Genomic DNA, 22,440 nt, shown 5'->3' with positions numbered 1-22,440 from the left:
CACCCTCCTGTGGGAGCCGGCTTGCCGGCGATGAGGCCACAACAGGCAATCTATCTCCTCCCCTTTTCCAGAAAACCGACAATACTTGCCCCATCGCCCGTGGAGCGGATCGCCCGTGGTCGTGCCCGATAAATAAAAACCTACCTCCAGGGAACCGGACCATGTTGCGCCGCCGCATGCTGATCATGTTGGCCGTCGTCCTGCTGATCGTGTTGATCCTGGGGGGCATCAAGGCCTTTTCCATCTACCAGCAAGTGCAGATGTTCTCGCAGCCCAGGCCCCCGGTCAGCGTGGCCGCGGCCCAGGCCGAGCTGCGCCAGTGGCAGGAGCGCCTGCCGGCAGTCGGCAGCCTCAAGGCCTACCAGGGCGTGGAATTGAGCCTGGAAGTGGCCGGCACGGTGAAGTCGCTGCATTTCGAGTCGGGGCAACAGATCAAGGCGGGCCAGTTGCTGCTGCAACTGGACAGCGACCAGGAAACCGCCCTGCTCGGCACCGCCCAGGCCGACCTGGGGCTGGCCAAGGTCGACTTCGGCCGGGGCAGCCAATTGGTCGGCGATTCGGCGATCTCCCGCGGCGAGTACGACCGCCTGACCAGCCAGTACCGGCGCAACCAGGCCGTGGTCGACCAGCTGAAGGCATCGCTGGCGAAAAAGAGCATCAGCGCCCCGTTCAGCGGCACCATCGGCATCCGCCAGGTGGACGTCGGCGCCTACCTGCCCAGCGGCACGGTCATCGCCACCTTGCAGGACCTGTCCAGCCTCTATGTCGACTTCAATGTGCCTGAGCAAGCGCTGCCTCGTCTGAGCCTGGGCCAGCGGGTGCTGGCCCAGGTGGCGGCCTATCCGCAGCAGACCTTCCCCGCCAGCCTCAGCGCGATCAACCCCAAGGTCGAGGAAAGCACGCGCAACCTGCTGGTCCGCGCCACCCTGGCCAACCCCGAAGGCAAGCTGCTGCCGGGCATGTTCGCCAGCCTGCAACTGCTGCTGCCCGACCCGCAACCGCAGGTCGTGGTGCCGGAAAACGCCATCACCTATACCCTCTATGGCAACTCGGTGTATCGCGTCAGCCCGAAAAAGGGCGAGGACGGCCAGCCGTTGCGCGACGCCAACGATCAGCCGCAACTGATCGCCGAACAACTCACCGTACAGACCGGCGAACGCCGCGAGGGTTGGGTCGTGGTGCTCAAGGGCCTGCAGGCCGGCGACCAGGTCGTCACCGCCGGCCAGCTCAAGCTGAGCCCAGGCGCGGCGATCCGAATCAGCACCGATACGCCCCTGAAACCCACCGCGCCCGGCGCGCAGTGAACCGGAGGCGGCCATGGCGTTCACCGACCCGTTCATCCGCCGCCCGGTGCTGGCCTGCGTGGTCAGCCTGCTGATCCTGCTGCTGGGCCTGCAGGCCTGGAGCAAGCTGCAGATCCGCCAGTACCCACAGATGGAAAACGCCCTGATCACGGTGACCACCGCCTACCCCGGAGCCAACGCCGAGACCATCCAGGGCTACATCACCCAGCCGCTGCAACAGAGCCTGGCCAGCGCCGACGGCATCGACTACATGACTTCGGTGAGCCGGCAGAACTTCTCGATCATTTCGGTCTACGCGCGGATCGGCGCCGACACCGACCGCCTGTTCACCCAGTTGCTGGCCAAGGCCAACGAGGTGCGCAACAAGCTGCCCCAGGACTCCGAGGATCCGGTACTGAGCAAGGAGGCCGCCGACGCCTCGGCACTGATGTACATCAGCTTCTACAGCAAGGAAATGAGCAACCCACAGATCACCGACTACCTGTCACGGGTCATCCAGCCCAAGCTGGCCACGTTGCCGGGCATGGCCGAGGCCGAGATCCTCGGCAACCAGGTGTTCGCCATGCGCATCTGGATCGACCCGGTGAAGCTGGCCGGCTTCGGCCTGTCGGCGGTAGACGTGACCAACGCCGTGCGCCGCTACAACTTCCTCTCTGCGGCCGGCGAAGTGAAGGGCGAGTACGTGGTCACCAGCATCAACGCCACCACCGAGCTCAAGTCGGCCGAAGCCTTCGCCGCACTGCCGGTGAAGACCAGCGGCGACAGCCGGGTGCTGCTGGGCGACGTGGCCCGGGTGGAAATGGGTGCGGAGAACTACGACACGGTCAGCTCGTTCGACGGCACGCCATCGGTGTACATCGGCATCAAGGCCACGCCGGCAGCCAACCCGCTGGAGGTGATCAAGGAGGTGCGACGGATCATGCCGCAGCTCGAGGAAGCACTGCCCTCCGGCCTCAAAGTGTCTATCGCCTACGACGCCACCCTGTTCATACAGGCCTCTATCGACGAGGTGATCAAGACCCTCGGCGAAGCGGTACTGATCGTCATCGTCGTGGTGTTCCTGTTCCTCGGCGCCCTGCGTTCGGTGGTGATCCCGGTGGTGACCATTCCGCTGTCGATGATCGGCGTACTGTTTTTCATGCAGATGATGGGCTACTCGCTGAACCTGCTGACCCTGCTGGCGATGGTACTGGCCATCGGCCTGGTGGTGGATGACGCCATCGTCGTGGTGGAAAACATCCACCGTCATATCGAGGAAGGCAAGACGCCTTTCGAAGCGGCCCTGGAGGGTGCCCGCGAGATCGCCCTGCCGGTCGTGTCGATGACTATCACATTGGCAGCTGTGTACGCTCCCATCGGCTTTCTTACCGGGCTGACCGGCGCCCTGTTCAAGGAGTTCGCCCTGACCCTGGCCGGTGCCGTGGCCATCTCCGGCATCGTCGCGCTCACCCTCTCCCCGATGATGTGCGCCTTGCTGCTGCGCCACGAACAAAACCCCAGTGGCCTGGCCCACCGCCTGGACCTGATCTTCGACGCGCTCAAGGTGCGCTACCAGCGCCTGCTGCACGGCACGCTGAACAGCCGCCCGGTGGTGCTGGTGTTCGCCGTGCTCATCCTGTGCCTGATCCCGGTGCTGCTGATGTTCACCCGCAACGAGCTGGCCCCGGAGGAGGACCAGGGGGTGATCTTCATGATGAGCAGTTCGCCGCAGACCGCAAACCTGGACTACCTCAACGCCTATACCGACCAGTTCACGCCTATCTTCAAAGGTTTCCCCGAGTACTACTCGTCATTCCAGATCAATGGTTTCAACGGTGTGCAGAGCGGTATCGGCGGCTTCCTGCTCAAGCCCTGGAACGAACGCGAGCGCACGCAGATGCAGCTGTTGCCGTTGGTACAGGCCGAACTCGAACAGATCGGCGGCCTGCAGATCTTCGGTTTCAACCTGCCGTCGCTGCCCGGCACCGGCGAGGGCCTGCCGTTCCAGTTGGTGATCAACACCGCCGGTGACTACCCGGCGCTGCTAGAGGTGGCGCAACGGGTCAAGGAGCGCGCCCAGGCCTCGGGCAAGTTCGCCTTCCTCGACATCGACCTGGCCTTCGACAAACCCGAGGTAGTGATCGACATCGACCGCGCCAAGGCGGCGCAGATGGGGGTGTCGATGGACACCCTGGGCAGCACCCTGGCGACCTTGCTGGGCGAGGCCGAGATCAACCGCTTCACGCTGGAGGGCCGCAGCTACAAGGTCATCGCCCAGGTCGAACGGCCCTACCGCGCCAACCCCGGCTGGCTGAACAGCTATTACGTGAAGAACGAGCAAGGCCAGCTGTTGCCATTATCGACCTTGATCACCCTGAGCGACCGCGCCCGACCGCGACAGCTCAACCAGTTCCAGCAGCTGAACTCGGCGATCATCCAGGGCGTTCCGCTGGTGAGCATGGGTGAAGCACTGGATACCGTGCGCGCCATCGCCCGCGAGGAGGCGCCGGAAGGTTTTTCGCTGGACTATGCCGGGACAGCGCGGCAGTTCGTCCAGGAGGGCAGCGCGTTGTGGGTGACCTTCGGCCTGGCGCTGGCGATCATCTTCCTGGTGCTGGCCGCGCAGTTCGAGAGCTTCCGCGATCCGCTGGTGATTCTGGTGACCGTGCCGTTGTCCATCTGCGGGGCGCTCTTGCCGTTGTTCCTTGGGGTCTCGAGCATGAACATCTATACCCAGGTAGGGTTGGTGACACTGATCGGGTTGATTACCAAGCATGGGATTCTCATTGTCGAGTTTGCCAACCAGCTACGGGACGAGCGGGGGCTTGGGGTACGCGAGGCGATCGAAGAAGCCGCCGCGATTCGCTTGCGGCCGGTGCTGATGACCACGGCGGCCATGGTGTTCGGCATGGTGCCCTTGATATTGGCAACCGGGGCCGGGGCGGTCAGCCGGTTTGATATCGGGATGGTGATTGCTACCGGGATGTCGGTGGGGACTTTGTTTACGTTGTTTGTTTTGCCGTGCATTTATAGTGTTTTGGCGCATAAGGAAGGGATTGGTATTCGAGGGTGATTGTTTTTGGTTTTGTATGCGTATTCGTAGACGATATCGACATTTAGTCACCTTTCCGCCCTTACGGCGGCCGACTTTTGTCGTGGCAAAAGTCGGCAAAACCGTTCGGCTCCGTTCATACGGCCCCTACGCTTCGCTCCGGGGTTCCCTCGCTCCGTTCTTGCTCCCGTGGGTACCGCGCTGTACGCCCCATCCTGGGGCGCAGCGCTCGACGGCCATCCATGGCCGTCGCCCCACTACGCAAGAACTCCGCTCGGCCTCCTGAAGTCGCAATTGGCAGCGCCTGAACTGTCGCGCGCTTAGAAGCAAGAGCAAGAGCAAGAGCAAGAGCAAGAGCGAGAGCGAGAGCGAGAACAGGAAATGCGAAGTTTACTGTTTCAAAGTAATTTATATATTGGCTGTTCCGGTCTATCGCGGGGCAAGCCCGCGAAACAATCGAGAGATTAATTGCGCTCCAACTAGCGACAGCTGCGCCAGTCCAGGCGCCGCCCGTAACTTCGCGACTTCAGGAGGCCGAACGCAGGTCTTGCGGAGGGAGGTGACGGGCATGGATGCCCGTCAAGCGCTGCGCCCCAGGATGGGGCGTTCAGCGCGGTCCTCCCGGGAGCAAGACCGGAGTGAGGGAACCCGGAGCGAAGCGGAGGGCCGGATGAATGGAGCGCCACGGCTTTGCTTACTTTGGCCGCGGACGGCGAGTTACGACCAAAGTAAGCCGCCGTAAGGGCGGAAAGGTGAATAAGCGTCGACATCACAAATGAATGCGCATACAACTTCCAAAACCACCAAACAACAACAACAACAACAACAACAACAAGGGGCGAATCAGAAGTCAGAACAACCAACCCCAATCCGCCCCCCTGTCAAAACCCTGATATCAATTCAAAGCATCAAGCAAAGCCTGATTCATCTCCGGCGTCCCAATGGTAATCCGCAGGAACTGCGCAATCCGCTCCTGCTTGAAGTGCCGAACAATCACCCCCTGCTCACGAAGCCGCGCCGCGATCCCGGCAGCATCCTGGCCGGGATGCCGGGCAAAGATAAAGTTCGCCGCCGAAGGCAGCACTTCGAACCCACGCGCCACCAACTCAGAAACCAGCACGTCCCGGCTGTCGATAACCTTGCGGCAGGTCTCATCGAAATACTCACGGTCGTCGAACGCCGCCGCCGCCCCGACAATCGCCATGCGATCCAACGGATAGGAGTTGAAGCTGTTCTTGATCCGCTCCAACGCCTCGATCAGGTCAGGATGCCCCACCGCCAGGCCAACCCTGAGCCCCGCCAGCGAACGCGACTTGGACAAGGTCTGGGTCACCAGCAGGTTGTCATAGCGATCAATCAGGCTGATGGCCGTTTCACCACCGAAATCAATGTAGGCCTCATCGACCACCACCACCGAATCCCGGTTGGCCTGCAGCAGTTGCTCGACCGCCTCAAGCGGTAACAGGCAGCCGGTCGGCGCATTGGGGTTGGGGAAGATGACCCCGGCATTAGGCTTGCTGTAGTCCGAAACACGGATCTGGAACTGCTCATCCAGCGCCACCTGCTCGAACGCGATACCGTACAAGCCGCAATACACCGGGTAGAAGCTGTAGCTGACGTCCGGGAACAGCAGCGGCCCACGGTCGTGCTGGAACAGGCCATGGAAAATGTGCGCCAGCACCTCGTCCGAACCGTTGCCGACGAACACCTGGGCCGACGTCACGCCGTAGTACTCGGCCACCGCCTGCTTTAGCCGGTCACCGTTCGGGTCCGGATACAGCCGCAGGTTGTCGTTGAGCTCGCCGCGCATGGCCTCCAGCGCCTTGGGCGACGGGCCATAGGGGTTCTCGTTGGTGTTCAGCTTGACCAGACGCGCCAGCTTGGGCTGCTCGCCCGGCACGTAAGGCACCAGGTCCTTGACGAAGGGACTCCAGAAACGACTCATGCTCAGTTCCCCTTCTCGTTGAGGATGCGGTATTCAGCGCTACGGGCATGGGCGGTCAGCGACTCGCCACGGGCCAGCACCGAAGCGGTGTGACCCAGTTCGGATGCGCCCTGCTCGGAGCAGAAGATGATCGACGAACGCTTCTGGAAGTCGTACACACCCAGTGGCGAAGAGAAGCGCGCGGTGCCGGAGGTTGGCAACACATGGTTGGGGCCTGCGCAGTAGTCGCCCAGCGCCTCGCTGGTGTGGCGGCCCATGAAGATCGCGCCGGCATGGCGGATCTGCGGCAACCAGGCCTGCGGGTCGGCCACCGACAGCTCCAGGTGCTCAGGGGCGATGCGGTTGGCCACCTCGATGGCCTGCTGCATGTCACGCACCTGGATCAGCGCGCCACGGCCGTTGATCGACTTCTCGATGATCTCGGCACGTTCCATGGTCGGCAGCAGCTTGTCGATGCTGGCAGCGACGCGATCGAGGAAAGCGGCGTCCGGGCTGACCAGGATCGCCTGGGCATCCTCGTCGTGTTCGGCCTGGGAGAACAGGTCCATGGCGATCCAGTTCGGATCGGTCTGGCCGTCGCAGACCACCAGAATCTCCGAAGGGCCGGCGATCATGTCGATACCAACCTGGCCGAACACATGGCGCTTGGCAGTGGCCACGTAGATGTTGCCCGGGCCGACGATCTTGTCCACCTGCGGCACGCTCTCGGTACCGTAGGCCAGGGCTGCCACGGCCTGGGCACCACCGACGGTGAACACCCGATCGACCCCGGCGATACAGGCTGCGGCGAGGACCAGTTCGTTGACCTCGCCACGGGGGGTCGGCACTACCATCACCACCTCGCCGACGCCCGCGACCTTGGCCGGAATGGCATTCATCAACACCGACGACGGGTACGATGCCTTGCCACCAGGCACATACAGCCCGGCGCGGTCCAGCGGCGTGACCTTCTGGCCGAGGACGGTGCCGTCAGCCTCGGTGTACTGCCACGAGTCCTGCTTCTGCCGCTCATGGTAGATACGCACGCGGTTGGCGGCCTTTTCCAGGGCCTCGCGCTGCACCGGGGTAATGCGCGTCAGCGCCAGCTCCAGGCGCTCGCGATCGAGGATCAGGTCATCGATTGTCTTGGCATCGACGCCATCGAAACGCTGGGTGAACTCCACCAGCGCCTGGTCACCGCGCTCACGCACGGCCTTGATGATGTCGAGCACGCGCTGGTTGACCGCGTCATCGGACACACTTTCCCAGCTCAGCAGATGATCCAGATGTCGGGCGAAATCCTGGTCAGCGGCGTTGAGACGGGCAATTGCAGTGGACACGGTCATGGCGAGGGCCTCGTTATTAGCGGATGTTCAGGCGCCCTAAAGCTACCACTCCATCCGCGCGGGCACCTGAGAAAAAAGGCTATGACGCGGATAGACGGGCGCGACAGCGGAGGTCGCGCGCAGAGGTCAGCCGCGGTGTCGCGATTCGACGGCGTTGCGCAGGGTGTCGATCAGGCTCTGGATACGGGCGTGCTGCATCTTCATGGAGGCCTTGTTGACCACCAGGCGAGAGCTGATCGTGGCGATCAGGTCCTGGGGCTCGAGGCCGTTGGCGCGCAGGGTATTGCCGGTGTCGACCACGTCGATGATCTTGTCGGCAAGGTTGATCAGCGGCGCCAGCTCCATGGAGCCGTACAGCTTGATGATGTCGACCTGGCGGCCCTGTTCGGCATAGTAGCGCTTGGCTACATTGACGAACTTGGTAGCCACGCGCAGGCGACCTTTGGGCTCGGGTGCGCCGGTTACGCCAGCGGTCATCAGCTTGCACTGGGCGATCTGCAGGTCCAGGGGTTCGTACAGGCCCTGGCCACCGTACTCCATCAGCACGTCCTTGCCGGCCACACCGAGGTCGGCGGCGCCATGCTCGACATAGGTCGGCACATCGGTGGCACGCACGATGAGCAGGCGCACATCATCCTGCGTGGTGGGGATGATCAGCTTGCGGCTCTTGTCCGGATTCTCGGTCGGCACAATACCGGCCTCGGCCAGCAGTGGCAGGGTATCGTCGAGAATACGGCCTTTGGATAGCGCGATGGTCAACATTGGAACGTCGGTCCTTAAGCGTCTACTGCCGGCCGGGCTCAGCAGCCCGACCGCATAGGATTCGGCTGGCGCGTCCCTGCGCCACGATGACTGCTAGCCCGGTACGCGACGGATCTTCGCGCCCAGCATCTGCAGTTTCTCCTCGATGCACTCGTAGCCACGGTCGATGTGGTAGATGCGATCGATCAGGGTGTCGCCTTCGGCGACCAGCGCCGACAGCACCAGGCTGGCGGAAGCGCGCAGGTCGGTGGCCATCACCGGCGCACCTTTGAGCGCCTTGACGCCAGTGACGATGGCGGTGTTGCCCTCGACCTGGATCTGCGCACCCATGCGGTGCATCTCATACACGTGCATGAAGCGGTTCTCGAAGATGGTCTCGATTACCGCGCCAGTGCCTTCGGCGATGGCGTTGAGCGAAATGAACTGCGCCTGCATATCAGTTGGAAACGCCGGGTAAGGAGCGGTACGCAGGTTCACGGCCTTCGGACGCTTGCCGTGCATGTCCAGCTCGATCCAGTCTTCGCCAGTGGTGATGTCGGCGCCGGCTTCCTTGAGCTTCTCGAGGACGGCTTCGAGGATGGTCGGATCGGTATCCTTGACCTTGACGCGGCCACCGGTAACGGCAGCGGCGACCAGGTAGGTGCCGGTCTCGATACGGTCGGGCATGACGCGGTAGTTGGCCGAGTGCAGGCGCTCGACGCCATCGATGGTGATGGTGTCGGTACCGGCGCCCTGGATCTTCGCACCCATGGCGATCAGGAAGTTGGCCAGGTCGACCACCTCCGGCTCACGGGCGGCGTTCTGCAGCACGCTGCGGCCCTTGGCCAGGGCGGCGGCCATCATGATGTTCTCGGTGCCGGTGACGCTGACAGTGTCGAAGAAGAAGTGCGCGCCACGCAGGCCGCCTTCGGGGGCCTTGGCCTTGATGTAGCCACCCTCGACGTCGATCTTCGCGCCCATGGCCTCAAGGCCGCGGATGTGCAGGTCGACCGGACGCGAACCGATGGCGCAGCCACCCGGCAGGGCCACTTCGGCTTCACCGAAGCGGGCTACCATGGGGCCGAGCACCAGGATCGAGGCGCGCATGGTCTTGACCAGCTCGTAGGGAGCGACCAGGGTCTTGATGGTGCGCGGGTCGATCTCCACCGAGAGCTTTTCGTCGATCACAGGCTCGATGCCCATGCGGCCGAACAGCTCGATCATGGTGGTGATGTCGTGCAGGTGCGGCAGGTTGCCGACCGTGACCGGGCCATCGCACAGCAGGGTGGCCGAAAGGATCGGCAGGGCGGAGTTCTTTGCGCCGGAAATGCGGATCTCGCCATCGAGACGCGCGCCACCAGTGATAATCAGTTTGTCCATACGTATCTCGCCGCCAAGTAGGCTCAGGTGCGCTCAGCCCAGGCTGCGCTGCTGAAGAATTTCATGGTTACCGCGTGAATGCTGCCGTTGGCGATCCACGGATTGAGGTGAGCATAGATCGCCTGCTGACGCTTGACCGGGCTTTGGCCGGCCAGCTCGTCGCTGATCACGTTCAACTGGAAGTTGCAGCCTTCGCCTTCAACTTCGACCTGGGTTCCCGGCAATTTCTCTTCCAGAAAGCTTTTAACTTCTACGGCCTGCATGCTCAACCTCGATCGGCGCCCAACGCGCGCGGGTCGGCCATCATACAAAAAAGCCCCTCGCCTGCGAAGCCCATGAAGGGGCGCACTGACCGAGGGGCCTTTCCCGAACGGCAGGGCATCAGCCCGCCAATACCTCATCGAGGTCATAGACCCCGGCAATTTCCTGCATGTTCTCGGGGATACCGCGCAACTCCCAGGTTTTTCCGGCTGCCTGGGCATCGCGCATGAACCCCAGCAGCAACGACAGGCCGACGCTGCTCGATTTGACCACCGCAGTGCAATCGAACACCAGGCGCGCCTCGCCACTGGCGGCGATCAACGCCTTGCCCTGTTTGCGCAGGGCCGGGCCGCTGCGGTAATCCAGCACGCCGGCCAGGGCAAGAACGCCCGGCGCGGCCATGCTCACGGCGGCGTCGCTCATTTGACTTCCTTATCCGGCGAGCTGTCGGCTGTTTCCTTGGCCTTGGCCACTTCACCGGCCCAACCGTCGATGGTCTTGTCCAGGTTGTTGCCGTTACGCTGCATGGCATCCTGGAACTGGTCGCGGAACAGCTTGCCGATGTTGATGCCGTTGACGATGACGTTACGCACCTTCCACTCGCCGTCCAGCTTGACCATGGTGTACTGCACCGGATAGACCGCGCCGTTGGTGCCGGTGATCTTCATGCCGACGCTGGTGCGATCGTCACCCTCGGCCTTGGCCGGGTCGACGGTGATGCCCTGGTTGTTGTACTCCAGCAAGGCGTTGCCATAGAACTGCATCAGGCTGCGCTTGAAGTTCTCCTGGAAGCGCTGCATCTGCTCGGGCGAGGCCTTGCGCGAATACTTGACCGTCATGATGCTCTTGGAGATGCCGTCGGCATCGACCACCGGGCCGAGATTGGCGTTGAGCGCGTTGTAAAACGCATTGGGGTCGGCCTTGTACTGCTCCTTGTTGCTCTTCAGATCGCTGAGCAACTGGGTGGTGGTGCCCTGGATCACATCACGGGCAGACTGCCCAGGCGCGGCCAGGGCCAGCAGGGGGAAGGCCGCCAGCAGAACCAGCAGGCCACGTCGCAGGATCGAAATCATGGAAACTCCTTAATTAGCTGGTTGAGCTTCTTTCGGTTCCTTGCCCACCGAGTTGAGCAGGAACTTGCCGATCAGATCTTCCAGCACCAGCGCCGACTGCGTGTCGTGGATGGTGCTGCCATCCTTGAGAACCACGTCCTCGCCGCCCACGCTGATGCCGATGTACTTCTCGCCCAGCAGGCCGGCGGTCAGGATCGAGGCAGTGGAGTCGGTCGGCAGGTTGTCGACATGCTTGTCCAGCTGCAGCGTGACCCGACCGGTGTAGGAGTCGCGATCCAGATCGATGGCGGTGACCTTGCCGATGGTCACACCAGCCATGGTCACTTTAGCTCTGACCGTCAAACCGGCGATATTGTCGAAGTACGCATAAACTTTATATGTGTCGCTGCTCGGGCTGGCCGACAGCCCGCTGACACGCAGGGCCAGCAGCAGCAGCGCCAGGATCCCGGCCAGGAGGAACAGGCCGACACCGATTTCCAGGGTGCGGTTTTGCATCAGAAATCTCCAAACATCAAGGCGGTCAGAATAAAGTCCAGACCCAGGACTGCCAACGAGGCATAGACCACGGTCTTGGTGGTGGCACGGCTGATCCCTTCTGAAGTGGGCTCACAGTCGTACCCCTGGAATACGGCGATCCAGGTAACGACGAAGGCGAACACCAGGCTCTTGATCAGCCCGTTGAGCACGTCGTCGCTGAAAGAGACACTGTTCTGCATGTTGCCCCAGAACGAGCCTTCGTAGACGCCCAGCCAGTCCACGGCGACCCACGAGCCGCCCCAGATGCCCACCACGCTGAAGATCAGCGCCAGCAGCGGCAGCGAAATGAAGCCGGCCCACAGGCGTGGCGCCACGATGTACTTGAGCGGGTCGACGCCGATCATTTCCAGGCTCGACAGTTGCTCGGTGGATTTCATGTTGCCGATTTCGGCGGTCAGCGCAGAACCCGCGCGGCCAGCGAACAGCAAAGCGGTGACCACCGGCCCGAGCTCGCGCAGCAGGGTCAGGGCGACCATCTGCCCGACCGCCTGTTCCGAGCCATACTTGTTGAGAATGCTGTAGCCCTGCAGCGCCAGGACCATGCCGATGAACACGCCGGACACGACGATGATCGCCAGCGACAGCACGCCCACCGAATACAGTTGCTTGACCAGCAGCTGGAAACCGCCGCCGATACCACTGCGCCCGCCCAGAGAATGGCCGAGGAACAGGCACGAGCGTCCCAGTACGGCCAGCACATCGATGGCCGAACGGCCGAACAGACGGATACGTTCGAGTAAGGATTTTCTGCGCATCAACGCGCCCCCAGCAAATCGGCGCGGTAGTCAGGCGCAGGGAAGTGGAAGGGTACCGGGCCATCAGGGTCGCCTTTCATGAACTGGCGGATGCGCGGGTTGTCCGAGCCCATCAGTTCGTCCGGCGTGCCCTGCCCCAGCACCTGGCCATCGCCGACCACATAGATGTAGTCGGCAATGCTCGCGGTTTCCGCAAGGTCATGGGACACCACGATACTGGTGATGCCCAAGGCATCGTTGAGCAGGCGGATCAGGCGCACCAGCACGCCCATGGCGATCGGGTCCTGACCGACGAACGGCTCGTCGTACATGAGGATCTGCGGGTCCAGGGCGATCGCACGGGCCAATGCCACACGGCGCTTCATGCCGCCAGACAGTTCGTCGGGCATCAGGTCGATGGCGCCGCGCAGCCCCACGGCCTGCAGCTTCATCAGCACGATGTCGCGGATCATCTCGTCCGACAGCTGCGTATGTACCCGCAGCGGGAAGGCCACGTTCTCGAACACATCCAGGTCGGTGAACAGCGCACCGCTCTGGAACAGCACGCCCATCTGCTTGCGCGCATCGAACAGGTCGCCCCGCGACAGCGCCGGCAGGTTCTGCCCATTGACCCAGACTTCGCCGCCGGCCGGGCGCAACTGCGCGCCCATCAGGCGCAGCAAGGTGGTCTTGCCGCACCCCGAAGGCCCCATGATGCCGGTGACCTTGCCGCGGGGAATGCGTATGTCCACGTTGCTGAAAATGCTGCGCGAACCGCGCTTGAAGGTGACGCCCTTCAACTCGACCGCGTAGGCGCTATCCACACTCATCTAGACTCCTTGCTAGTGCAGCCTCGTCATAGTGGACGCCTGCCTTCATCTTGAAGGCACACAGGTCCCCGGCGGGCCGAATAGCGGCGAACTATAGCACCGCTGATAGGCCCGCCCCAAGGCCGTCACCCCACTCGTTCAGGGCACAGACAGGCAGGCGCGGCATCCATATGACATTCGAAGGATGAGCCTTTCACACATTGCGGCTATAATCGCCGCCTTTTCATCAGGCATTGCGTTCCGACATGACCCAATCCAGCGAGCTGATCCAATCCGCCCAGCGCACCCTGCGCCTCGAACTCGAGGCCGTGGAGGCCCTGCTGGCCCGCATCGACGGGGACTTCGTCAAGGCCTGCGAACTGATCCTGGCCAGCAAGGGGCGGGTCGTGGTGGTAGGCATGGGCAAGTCGGGGCACATCGGCAACAAGATCGCCGCCACCCTGGCCAGCACCGGCACCCCGGCGTTCTTCGTGCACCCGGCCGAGGCCAGCCATGGCGATATGGGCATGATCACCCGTGACGATGTCATTCTTGCCCTGTCCAACTCCGGCAGCACCGCCGAGATCATCACCCTGCTGCCCTTGATCAAGCGCCTGGGCATCCAGATGATCAGCCTCACCGGCAAACCGGACTCGCCCCTGGCCCAGGCCGCCGAGGTCAACCTCGACGCCAGCGTCGCCCAGGAAGCCTGCCCGCTCAACCTTGCGCCGACCTCCTCCACCACTGCGGCGCTGGCGCTGGGCGACGCCCTGGCCATCGCCCTGCTGGAGGCTCGCGGCTTCACCGCCGAAGACTTTGCCTTCTCCCACCCGGGCGGCGCGCTGGGCCGTCGCCTGCTGCTGAAGGTCGAGAACGTCATGCATGCCGGCGAAGAGCTGCCCGTGGTAAAGAGCGGCACCCTGCTCAAGGACGCGCTGCTTGAAATGTCTCGCAAAGGTTTGGGCATGACCGTGGTGCTGGGTAACGACGGCAAGCTGGCCGGCGTCTTCACCGACGGTGACCTGCGCCGCAGCCTGGACCGCAACATCGACGTGCACAAGACGCTCATCGACGAAGTCATGACCGTGCACGGCAAGACCGCCCGCGCCGAGATGCTCGCCGCCGAGGCACTGAAGATCATGGAAGACCACAAGATCAGCGCGCTGGTGGTTGTCGATCAGGACGACCGCCCGACCGGCGCCCTGAACATGCACGACCTGCTGCGCGCCGGAGTGATGTAAATGACCCAGGACCTGATGCAACGCGCCAAGGCCATCAAGCTGGCGGTGTTCGACGTCGACGGCGTGCTCACCGATGGCCGCCTGTACTTCCTCGAAGACGGCAGCGAGTTCAAGACGTTCAACACCCTCGACGGCCACGGCATCAAGATGCTCATGGCCTCGGGCGTGACCACCGCGATCATCAGCGGTCGCAAGACCCCCGTGGTCGAGCGCCGGGCGAAAAATCTCGGCATCCCGCACCTGTTCCAGGGGCGCGAGGACAAACTGGTGGTGCTGGACGGCCTGCTCGCCGAACTCAATCTAAGCTATGAGCAGGTCGCCTACCTCGGCGACGACCTGCCCGACCTGCCAGTGATCCGCCGCGTCGGGCTGGGCATGGCGGTGCAGAATGCCGCGGCCTTCGTTCGCCAGCACGCCCACGGGGTTACCCAGGCCCGCGGCGGCGAAGGCGCCGCCCGCGAGTTCTGTGAACTGATCATGCAGGCCCAGGGCACCCTGGACGCTGCCAACGCCCATTACCTGTAAGGCTGCCCATGCTCAGCAAGAAGATCAGAAATGTCGCGCTGCTAGGCGGGATCGCCGCCGTGCTGGTTGCTGTAGGCTACTGGAACATCAGCCCGGAGAGCTTCCTCGAACAGCCCCAGGCCCAGGTCGACCAGAGCGCTGTCGACTACTACGCGATCAACGCCCACAGCTTGCAGTTCCTGCCCGACGGCAAGCTGCAGTACGAAATGACCGCCGCCAAGGTCGAGCACCTCAAGGCCAGCGAGGTTACCCTGGTGACCACCCCCGACCTGCACATGTACCGTGGTACCGAATACCCGTGGCATGTGCAGAGCAAGCGCGCCGAGGTCAACCCGGACGGCACCGAGGTGGAGTTGATCGACGAGGTGCGCGTGGCGCGCACCGACGAGAAGCAACGCGAAACCATCATCACCAGCACACGCATGACCGTGTTCCCGCAGAAGCAATATGCGCAGACCGAGCAAGCCGTTAGAATCGACGGCGCCGGTGGCACGACTACGGGCAAAGGAATGAAAGCGTATTTGAAAGAAGGCAGGATGGACCTGCTCTCTAACGTAAGAGGACAGTATGAGGCTCGTTAAAACCATCCCCCTTCTGCTCAGCCTGGGCGTAGCACTGGGAAGCGCGAGCGCCTTCGCCCTGCCGAACGACCGTGACCAGCCGATCCGCATCCAGGCGGACAACGCCCACCTGGACGACAAACAGGGCGTGGCCACCTACACGGGCGACGTGATCATCACCCAGGGCTCGATGATGATCAAAGGCAACACCGTGACCATGACCCGCGCCGCCAACGGCGATATCGATGTGGTCACCTCGGTGGGCAACCTGGCCTACTTCGAGCAGCAGCAGAGCGCCGCCAAGCCCGACAAGATGAAAGGCTGGGCGGTGACCATCCAGTACCAGGCGCAGAAAGACGTGGTGATCCTCACCGACCGCGCCAAGGTCGAGAACGAAGGCAACACCACCGAAGGCGAGAAGATCGTCTACAACACCAAGACCCAGGTGGCTACCGCCGGGCGCGGTGGCAACGTGACTGCACCGCGTCAGCGTATCGACATGGTCATTCAACCGAAGAAAAAGGCCGAGTAAATGGCAACCCTCAAAGCCCAGCACCTGGCCAAGAGCTACAAGGGCAGGCAAGTCGTGCGCGACGTCAGCCTGTCCATCGACAGCGGCCAGATCGTCGGCCTGCTCGGCCCCAACGGCGCCGGCAAGACCACCTGTTTCTACATGATCGTCGGCCTGGTCCAGGCCGACCAGGGCCGTGTGCTGATCGACAGCCTCGATGTCAGCCACCAGCCGATGCACGGGCGCGCCCAGGCCGGTATCGGCTACCTGCCGCAGGAAGCGTCGATCTTCCGTAAACTGTCGGTGGCCGACAACATCATGGCCATCCTCGAGACCCGCAAGGACCTCGATCGCGAAGGCCGCCGCAAGGAGCTGGAAAGCCTGCTGCAGGAGTTCCACATCAGCCATATCCGCGACAATCTGGGCATGAGCCTGTCCGGTGGCGAACGTCGCCGGGTCGAGATCGCCCGCGCCCTGGCCACCGCACCCAAGTTCATCCTGCTGGACGAACCGTTCGCCGGTGTCGACCCGATTTCCGTCGGCGACATCAAGCAGATCATCCACCACCTCAAGAACAAGGGCATCGGCGTACTGATCACCGACCACAACGTTCGCGAGACCCTGGACATCTGCGAGACGGCCTACATCGTCAACGATGGCCAATTGATCGCCGAAGGCGATGCCGAGACCATCCTGGCCAACCAGTTGGTCAAGGAAGTTTACCTGGGGCACGAGTTCCGACTCTGACCACAGGCCTGCCCGGAGCACTGGCGAATGCGCCTGATCGGGGCTTAAGTTGTTACAGTGCTCTAGGCAAACGCTGCAATTTCAGGCATATAACTTGCTTAAAGTCGGCGCCCAAGCGCCCTACGTGTAGTGGATGGCGCATGCGCGCCGGCAACAAGGTATTAAGCCCCAGCCATGAAACCATCGCTCGTCCTAAAAATGGGCCAGCAACTGACGATGACACCTCAGTTGCAACAGGCCATCCGCCTGCTTCAGCTCTCCACCCTGGACCTCCAGCAGGAAATCCAGGAAGCGCTGGAGTCCAACCCGATGCTCGAACGTCAGGAAGACGGCGAGGACTTCGACAACAGCGACCCCATGGCGGACAACGCCGAGAACAAGCCGACCGCCGAAGCCCAGGACAACAGTTTCCAGGAAACCTCCAGCAGTACCACGGAAAACCTGGAGGACGGCGAATGGGCCGAGCGGATCCCCAACGAATTGCCGGTCGACACTGCCTGGGAAGACATCTACCAGACCAGCGCCAGCAGCCTGCCGAGCAACGATGACGACGAATGGGACTTCACCACCCGTACGTCGGTGGGCGAGAGCCTGCAAAGCCACCTGCTGTGGCAGCTCAACCTGGCGCCGATGTCCGACACCGACCGGCTGATCGCCGTCACCCTGATCGACAGCATCAACGCCCAGGGCTACCTGGAAGACACCCTCGAAGAAATCTGCGCTGGTTTCGACCCGGAGCTGGACATCGAGCTGGACGAGGTCGAGGCGGTGCTGCACCGCATCCAGCAGTTCGAGCCGGCCGGCATTGGCGCCCGCACCCTCGGCGAATGCCTGCTGCTGCAACTGCGCCAGCTGCCGGCCTCGACACCCTGGATGAGCGAGGCACAGCGCCTGGTCACCGACTTCATCGACCTGCTCGGCAGCCGCGACTACAGCCAGCTGATGCGCCGGATGAAGCTCAAGGAAGACGAACTGCGCCAGATCATCGAACTGGTACAGAGCCTCAACCCGCGCCCGGGCTCGCAGATCGAGTCCAGTGAACCCGAATACGTCGTGCCCGACGTCATCGTGCGCAAGGACAGCGAGCGCTGGCTGGTCGAGCTCAACCAGGAGGCGGTGCCGAAGCTGCGCGTCAATCCGCAGTACGCCGGCTTCGTCCGGCGCGCCGACACCAGCGCCGACAACACCTTCATGCGCAATCAGCTGCAGGAAGCGCGCTGGTTCATCAAGAGCCTGCAGAGCCGCAACGAGACGCTGATGAAAGTGGCGACGCAGATTGTCGAGCACCAGCGTGGCTTCCTCGACCATGGCGACGAGGCCATGAAGCCGCTGGTCCTGCATGACATCGCCGAGGCGGTGGGCATGCACGAATCGACGATTTCCCGGGTGACCACGCAGAAATACATGCACACCCCGCGCGGCATCTACGAACTGAAATACTTTTTCTCGAGCCACGTGAGCACCGCCGAAGGCGGCGAATGCTCGTCCACGGCAATCCGCGCGATCATCAAGAAACTGGTGGCTGCGGAAAATCAGAAAAAGCCATTGAGTGACAGCAAGATCGCTGGTTTACTGGAGGCACAAGGCATCCAGGTAGCCCGTCGCACCGTCGCCAAGTATCGCGAGTCGTTGGGGATCGCCCCTTCGAGCGAGCGCAAGCGGCTGATGTAGCCCCCGGATGTGCCACAGCGTTTCAGTGGCAGGTGCAACACCTGCCTCTTTATGCACGGGCAACAAAGGAGAAGCTGTATGCAAGTCAACATCAGTGGACAGCATGTAGAAGTCACCCAACCACTGCGCGATTACGTGCTCGAGAAGCTCGCCCGGGTGGAGGGTCATTTCGACAAGATCACCAACGTGACGGTGATCATGAAAGTCGAGAAGCTTCAGCAGAAGATCGAAGCCACGCTCCAGATTCCCGGCGGTGAGGTGGTTGCAAACGCCGAACACCAAGACATGTATGCAGCGATCGATGCCCTGGCCGACAAGCTCGACCGCCAACTGAAAAAACACAAGGAAAAACAGCAAAGCCTGCTGCAAGGCGCAGCCGCCCGCTGATCCCCCTCATCCATGATCCGACTTGAAACCATCCTGACCCCCGGCCGTTCCCTCGTGAACGTGCCGGGCGGCAGTAAGAAGCGCGCCCTGGAAAAGGTCGCCAACCTGATCGCCGAGCAAGTACCCGAGCTGGAGATGCAAGACGTCTTCGACAGCCTGTGGGCTCGCGAAAAACTGGGCTCCACCGGTTTTGGCAATGGTATCGCCATACCCCATTGCCGCCTGGCAGGTTGCAGCGCGCCTGTCAGCGCCCTGCTGCATCTGGACGCCCCCATTGATTACGATGCCATCGATGGCGCCCCGGTCGACCTGCTGTTTGTCCTGCTGGTCCCGGAAGCCGCCACCGACGCGCACCTAGAACTGCTGCGCCAGATCGCCAGCATGCTTGATCGCAAGGAGGTCCGCGATAACCTGCGTGCCGCCGATAGCAGCGAGACCCTCTACCAGGTCGTCCTGGACGTACAAAACGAGCACTGAACATGCGCCTGATCATCGTCAGCGGTCGCTCCGGCTCCGGTAAGAGCACCGCCCTCGACGTGCTGGAAGACAACGGCTATTACTGCATCGACAACCTGCCCGCCGGGCTGTTGCCGCAGCTGGCTGAAAACGCCTTGATCAACACAGAGCTGTTGCAACCCAAGGTTGCGGTCTCGATCGATGCACGCAACCTGCCCAGCCATCTGTCACGCTTCCCTCAGTTGCTGGAAGAGGCACGCTCCCGGCATATTCAGTGCGACGTGCTGTATCTGGATGCCGACGAAGACACACTGCTCAAGCGTTTTTCGGAAACCCGCCGCCGCCATCCACTGACCAACGACAGCCGTTCGCTGGCTGAGGCAATCCGGGTGGAGAGCGAGCTGCTTGGGCCGATCGCCGACCTTGCCGACCTGAAGATCGATACCACCAACCTGAACCTGTACCAGTTGCGTGACTCGATCAAGCTGCGCCTGCTCAACCAGCCCGAGCCCGGCACTGCGTTTCTCGTCGAGTCATTCGGTTTCAAGCGTGGCATGCCGGTGGATGCCGACCTGGTGTTCGACGTGCGCTGCCTGCCCAACCCGTACTGGAAGCCGGAACTTCGCGAACATTCCGGCCTCGAACAGCCGGTGATCGACTACCTGGCCGCGCAGCCGGACGTCGAGGAGATGTTCCAGGACATTTCCAGCTACCTGCTCAAATGGCTGCCGCGCTTCGCCGCCAGCAACCGCGCCTATGTCACTATCGCCATCGGCTGTACCGGCGGCCACCACCGCTCGGTGTACATTACCGAACGGCTTGGCCAACTGCTCCAGCAATCCCTGAAAAACGTCCAGGTCCGCCACCGCGACCTCTAGCCACAGGATCCGCCCCACGATGCCCGCCCGCGAAATCACCATCATCAACAAGCTGGGCCTGCATGCGCGGGCGGCCGCCAAGTTCGTCGGCGTGGCCGGGCGTTTCCCCTGCCAGGTACGGGTCGGGCGCGCGCCGGACAAGCTGGTGGACGGCAAGAGCATCATGGCGGTAATGATGCTCGCCGCCGGCAAGGGCACTCAGGTGCACCTGCTCACCGAGGGCGAGCAGGACAGCGACGCCATGGAGGCGTTGGTCGCTCTGATCGAGAACTTCTTCGACGAAGGCGAATGAGCCAGGCGGCACGCCAAACAGATAATTGGGGCGTCAGGACATCGCCGTATCCATCACCATCATCAGACAGAACCCGACACACAACCCCAGGCTCGCCAGGCGGTGATGCCCGTTGCTGCGTGACTCCGGAATGATCTCCTGGGTCACCACCAGCAGCATCGCCCCCGCCGCGCAGGCCAGGCCCAACGGCAGCAACAGTTCGGCAATGTTCACCAGCCAGGCACAGATCACCGCGGCCAGCGGCTCGACCAGCCCCGATGCCGCACCGATCAGGAACGCCTTGAAGCGCGGCATGCCCGCCCCTGCCAGCACCAGCGCGATCACCAGGCCCTCCGGCACATCCTGCAACGCGATGCCCATGGCCAGGCTATCGGCATCAGGCATCCCGCCACCGGCGGAAACCCCGATCGCCATGCCTTCGGGGATGTTGTGGGCAATGATGGCGATGACGAACAGCCAGATCCGCGCGGCGATAACCGGTTGCCGCTCACTGCCGACCAGGGCCTCCGGTGAAGCGCCGGAGACCTTGAGGTCGACCAGAAACAGGCACAACGCGCCGAACAACAGGCCGCTGCTGATCACACCACCGGCGCCCCATGGGCTGAAGCCGATGGCCTGGGCCGCATCCAGCCCGGGAATGATCAGCGAGAACGCGGTGGCCGCCAACATCACCCCAGCACCAAAACCGAGCAAGGTGTCGGCCACGGCCACTGGCATGTTACGGATTACCAGCACCGGCACCGCGCCCAAGGCCGTCCCCAATGCGCACAGTGCTCCGCCCTCCAGGGCTCGCAACATGCGCGGTTCCAGGTCCAACCAGGCGATGCCACGCGTCACCAGCAACGCGGTGCCGACCAGCAACAACACAGTCCCAAGCGCCAGACGGAACAGGCGCACACTGCTGACAGACATCACCTGGGAGCGCATACCGGTCACACTCACTTCAGGGCTTCAAGGTAGCGGCGTTCCACTTCGGCCCAGTCGACCACGTTGTAGAAGGCGCCAATGTACTCAGGACGGCGGTTCTGGTACTTCAGGTAATAGGCGTGCTCCCACACATCCAGGCCGAGGATCGGCGTGTTGCCGTGCATCAGCGGGCTGTCCTGGTTACCGCTGCTCTCCACAACCAGCGTTTTCTGCGGGGTCACGCAGAGCCAGGCCCAGCCACTGCCGAACCGGCTCAGCGCGGCCTTGGTGAAGGCCTCCTTGAACGCCTCGAAACCACCAAGTTGCTCGTCAATGGCCTGGGCTACCTGACCCTCGGGTTGGCCACCGCCCTTGGGCGACATGACGGTCCAGAACAACGTGTGGTTGGCATGGCCACCGCCCTGGTTGACCACCGCCCCTTGCAGTTTCTCGGGCAGTTGCTTGACTGCGCCCACCAGTCGCTCCACCGGCCATTCGGCCCATTCGGTGCCCTCGATGGCGGCGTTGAGGTTGTTGATGTAGGTCTGATGGTGCTTGCTGTGGTGGATCTCCATGGTTTGGGTATCAATGTGCGGTTCCAGCGCATCGTAGGCGTAGGGCAACGCAGGCAAGGTATGTGGCATGTCAGTGTATTCCGTAGGCAGGTTTGCGTTCCGTGATGTCCGCGTGCGCGACCAGCTCGCTGGCTGCGGGCGCCTGGCGGTTCAGCAGGCGCTCGGTACGCGGGTATTGGCCGTACTCGGCGATGAAGCTCAGTAGTTCGGTGTAGGTGCGCCCGCTGTGGCGCAAGGCCGCGTCGCGCAGGGCCTGGGGCAGGCGCAGCTCCTGGCTGGCCTGGAGCAGCCGCTGGTGCGCCGCACACAGGTAGTCGGCGCTTTCGTGCGGCTGGTTCAGGCGCAGGTGCAGGTCGGCCAGGTTATGGTGGGCGATAACCAGTGCGGCCACCGCCTCGTCGACGTCATGCCAGCGCTCGAACAGCACCTGCGCCAGGGCCAGTGCCTGCAGGTAGTGCTCCCGGGCGTCGACCAGCTCGCCCTGCTCGAACAGGCGGTTTGCATCTTGGGTGGTGCGTTTCCAATGCTGCATGACGTGCCTCCTGGGCGGC

General features: G+C 62.9%; 25 protein-coding genes. 12 read left to right on the top strand and 13 right to left on the bottom strand.

Going from position 1 to position 22,440, the window contains the following annotated elements; all coding sequences use genetic code 11:
- Positions 1 to 161: 161 nt before the first annotated feature.
- Complete coding sequence (locus ACQ4OD_RS09915; protein ID WP_430944219.1) at positions 162 to 1,304, top strand: efflux RND transporter periplasmic adaptor subunit; 1,143 nt, start codon at positions 162 to 164, stop codon at positions 1,302 to 1,304.
- 13 nt (positions 1,305 to 1,317) lie between these two features.
- On the top strand, positions 1,318 to 4,356 hold the full coding sequence (locus ACQ4OD_RS09910) for a multidrug efflux RND transporter permease subunit (RefSeq protein WP_430944218.1): 3,039 nt from the start codon (positions 1,318 to 1,320) through the stop codon (positions 4,354 to 4,356).
- An 874-nt stretch (positions 4,357 to 5,230) separates the two neighbouring features.
- Here the strand turns inward: ACQ4OD_RS09910 and hisC are convergent.
- From hisC to ACQ4OD_RS09860, 10 genes are all read right to left on the bottom strand, one after another.
- Positions 5,231 to 6,280, bottom strand: a complete 1,050-nt coding sequence (gene hisC / locus ACQ4OD_RS09905; RefSeq protein WP_430944217.1) for a histidinol-phosphate transaminase — start codon at positions 6,278 to 6,280, stop codon at positions 5,231 to 5,233.
- Positions 6,281 to 6,282: 2 nt separating this feature from the next.
- Positions 6,283 to 7,605: a histidinol dehydrogenase gene (hisD, locus tag ACQ4OD_RS09900; protein WP_430944216.1), complete on the bottom strand. Its 1,323-nt coding sequence runs from the start codon at positions 7,603 to 7,605 to the stop codon at positions 6,283 to 6,285.
- Between the two features lie 126 nt (positions 7,606 to 7,731).
- Positions 7,732 to 8,367, bottom strand: a complete 636-nt coding sequence (gene hisG / locus ACQ4OD_RS09895; RefSeq protein WP_023630427.1) for an ATP phosphoribosyltransferase — start codon at positions 8,365 to 8,367, stop codon at positions 7,732 to 7,734.
- 93 nt (positions 8,368 to 8,460) lie between these two features.
- Complete coding sequence (murA, locus tag ACQ4OD_RS09890) at positions 8,461 to 9,726, bottom strand: UDP-N-acetylglucosamine 1-carboxyvinyltransferase (RefSeq protein WP_046856963.1); 1,266 nt, start codon at positions 9,724 to 9,726, stop codon at positions 8,461 to 8,463.
- A gap of 23 nt (positions 9,727 to 9,749) precedes the next feature.
- Entirely contained in the window at positions 9,750 to 9,989 is a 240-nt protein-coding gene (locus ACQ4OD_RS09885; RefSeq protein ID WP_023630425.1) for a BolA family protein, read from the bottom strand.
- Positions 9,990 to 10,107: 118 nt separating this feature from the next.
- Positions 10,108 to 10,410: an STAS domain-containing protein gene (locus ACQ4OD_RS09880; RefSeq protein ID WP_023630424.1), complete on the bottom strand. Its 303-nt coding sequence runs from the start codon at positions 10,408 to 10,410 to the stop codon at positions 10,108 to 10,110.
- Positions 10,407 to 11,060, bottom strand: a complete 654-nt coding sequence (locus ACQ4OD_RS09875) for an MlaC/ttg2D family ABC transporter substrate-binding protein (RefSeq protein WP_046856965.1) — start codon at positions 11,058 to 11,060, stop codon at positions 10,407 to 10,409. Before ACQ4OD_RS09875 ends, ACQ4OD_RS09880 begins: the two co-directional genes overlap by 4 nt.
- A gap of 9 nt (positions 11,061 to 11,069) precedes the next feature.
- Positions 11,070 to 11,555 carry an outer membrane lipid asymmetry maintenance protein MlaD gene (gene mlaD, locus ACQ4OD_RS09870; RefSeq protein WP_023630422.1) on the bottom strand — a complete coding sequence of 162 codons (486 nt, stop codon included), beginning with the start codon at positions 11,553 to 11,555 and terminating at the stop codon, positions 11,070 to 11,072.
- Positions 11,555 to 12,352 (bottom strand): lipid asymmetry maintenance ABC transporter permease subunit MlaE, encoded by a 798-nt coding sequence (gene mlaE, locus ACQ4OD_RS09865; protein WP_031315029.1) that lies wholly within the window; start codon positions 12,350 to 12,352, stop codon positions 11,555 to 11,557. Before mlaE ends, mlaD begins: the two co-directional genes overlap by 1 nt.
- Positions 12,352 to 13,161, bottom strand: a complete 810-nt coding sequence (locus tag ACQ4OD_RS09860; RefSeq protein WP_430944215.1) for an ATP-binding cassette domain-containing protein — start codon at positions 13,159 to 13,161, stop codon at positions 12,352 to 12,354. Before ACQ4OD_RS09860 ends, mlaE begins: the two co-directional genes overlap by 1 nt.
- Positions 13,162 to 13,406: 245 nt before the next feature.
- Between ACQ4OD_RS09860 and ACQ4OD_RS09855 the strand changes: the two genes are divergently transcribed.
- The 10 genes from ACQ4OD_RS09855 (at position 13,407) to ACQ4OD_RS09810 (ending at position 20,408) form a co-directional block, all read left to right on the top strand.
- Positions 13,407 to 14,381, top strand: a complete 975-nt coding sequence (locus ACQ4OD_RS09855; RefSeq protein WP_139668828.1) for a KpsF/GutQ family sugar-phosphate isomerase — start codon at positions 13,407 to 13,409, stop codon at positions 14,379 to 14,381.
- On the top strand, positions 14,382 to 14,906 hold the full coding sequence (locus ACQ4OD_RS09850) for a KdsC family phosphatase (RefSeq protein WP_046856967.1): 525 nt from the start codon (positions 14,382 to 14,384) through the stop codon (positions 14,904 to 14,906).
- An 8-nt stretch (positions 14,907 to 14,914) separates the two neighbouring features.
- Positions 14,915 to 15,487 carry an LPS export ABC transporter periplasmic protein LptC gene (gene lptC, locus ACQ4OD_RS09845; protein WP_139668826.1) on the top strand — a complete coding sequence of 191 codons (573 nt, stop codon included), beginning with the start codon at positions 14,915 to 14,917 and terminating at the stop codon, positions 15,485 to 15,487.
- Positions 15,474 to 15,998 carry a lipopolysaccharide transport periplasmic protein LptA gene (gene lptA / locus ACQ4OD_RS09840; protein WP_023629083.1) on the top strand — a complete coding sequence of 175 codons (525 nt, stop codon included), beginning with the start codon at positions 15,474 to 15,476 and terminating at the stop codon, positions 15,996 to 15,998. Before lptC ends, lptA begins: the two co-directional genes overlap by 14 nt.
- Positions 15,999 to 16,724 carry an LPS export ABC transporter ATP-binding protein gene (gene lptB, locus ACQ4OD_RS09835; RefSeq protein WP_023629084.1) on the top strand — a complete coding sequence of 242 codons (726 nt, stop codon included), beginning with the start codon at positions 15,999 to 16,001 and terminating at the stop codon, positions 16,722 to 16,724.
- Positions 16,725 to 16,898: 174 nt separating this feature from the next.
- Positions 16,899 to 18,395: an RNA polymerase factor sigma-54 gene (locus ACQ4OD_RS09830; protein WP_102682718.1), complete on the top strand. Its 1,497-nt coding sequence runs from the start codon at positions 16,899 to 16,901 to the stop codon at positions 18,393 to 18,395.
- Positions 18,396 to 18,473: 78 nt separating this feature from the next.
- Entirely contained in the window at positions 18,474 to 18,782 is a 309-nt protein-coding gene (gene hpf, locus ACQ4OD_RS09825) for a ribosome hibernation-promoting factor, HPF/YfiA family (protein ID WP_023629086.1), read from the top strand.
- A gap of 12 nt (positions 18,783 to 18,794) precedes the next feature.
- On the top strand, positions 18,795 to 19,259 hold the full coding sequence (ptsN, locus tag ACQ4OD_RS09820; protein WP_198755567.1) for a PTS IIA-like nitrogen regulatory protein PtsN: 465 nt from the start codon (positions 18,795 to 18,797) through the stop codon (positions 19,257 to 19,259).
- A gap of 2 nt (positions 19,260 to 19,261) precedes the next feature.
- Positions 19,262 to 20,116: an RNase adapter RapZ gene (gene rapZ, locus ACQ4OD_RS09815; protein ID WP_023629088.1), complete on the top strand. Its 855-nt coding sequence runs from the start codon at positions 19,262 to 19,264 to the stop codon at positions 20,114 to 20,116.
- A 19-nt stretch (positions 20,117 to 20,135) separates the two neighbouring features.
- Positions 20,136 to 20,408 (top strand): HPr family phosphocarrier protein, encoded by a 273-nt coding sequence (locus tag ACQ4OD_RS09810; RefSeq protein WP_139668824.1) that lies wholly within the window; start codon positions 20,136 to 20,138, stop codon positions 20,406 to 20,408.
- 33 nt (positions 20,409 to 20,441) lie between these two features.
- On the opposite strand, the gene ACQ4OD_RS09805 is transcribed toward ACQ4OD_RS09810, so the two are convergent.
- Genes ACQ4OD_RS09805 through ACQ4OD_RS09795 form a run of 3 tightly spaced genes read right to left on the bottom strand, consistent with a single transcriptional unit; the run spans position 20,442 to position 22,421 of the window.
- Complete coding sequence (locus ACQ4OD_RS09805; RefSeq protein ID WP_110700674.1) at positions 20,442 to 21,335, bottom strand: ZIP family metal transporter; 894 nt, start codon at positions 21,333 to 21,335, stop codon at positions 20,442 to 20,444.
- A gap of 11 nt (positions 21,336 to 21,346) precedes the next feature.
- Positions 21,347 to 21,958: a superoxide dismutase gene (locus ACQ4OD_RS09800; protein WP_110700396.1), complete on the bottom strand. Its 612-nt coding sequence runs from the start codon at positions 21,956 to 21,958 to the stop codon at positions 21,347 to 21,349.
- Position 21,959: 1 nt separating this feature from the next.
- Complete coding sequence (locus ACQ4OD_RS09795) at positions 21,960 to 22,421, bottom strand: hypothetical protein (protein ID WP_110700398.1); 462 nt, start codon at positions 22,419 to 22,421, stop codon at positions 21,960 to 21,962.
- Positions 22,422 to 22,440 lie beyond the last annotated feature (19 nt).

The sequence above is a fragment of the Pseudomonas sp. WC1 genome, assembly GCF_050586565.1.
GTDB lineage: Bacteria > Pseudomonadota > Gammaproteobacteria > Pseudomonadales > Pseudomonadaceae > Aquipseudomonas.
Note: the sequence above shows the minus strand (reverse complement) of the source record. Positions and strands in the feature narration are given on the sequence as shown.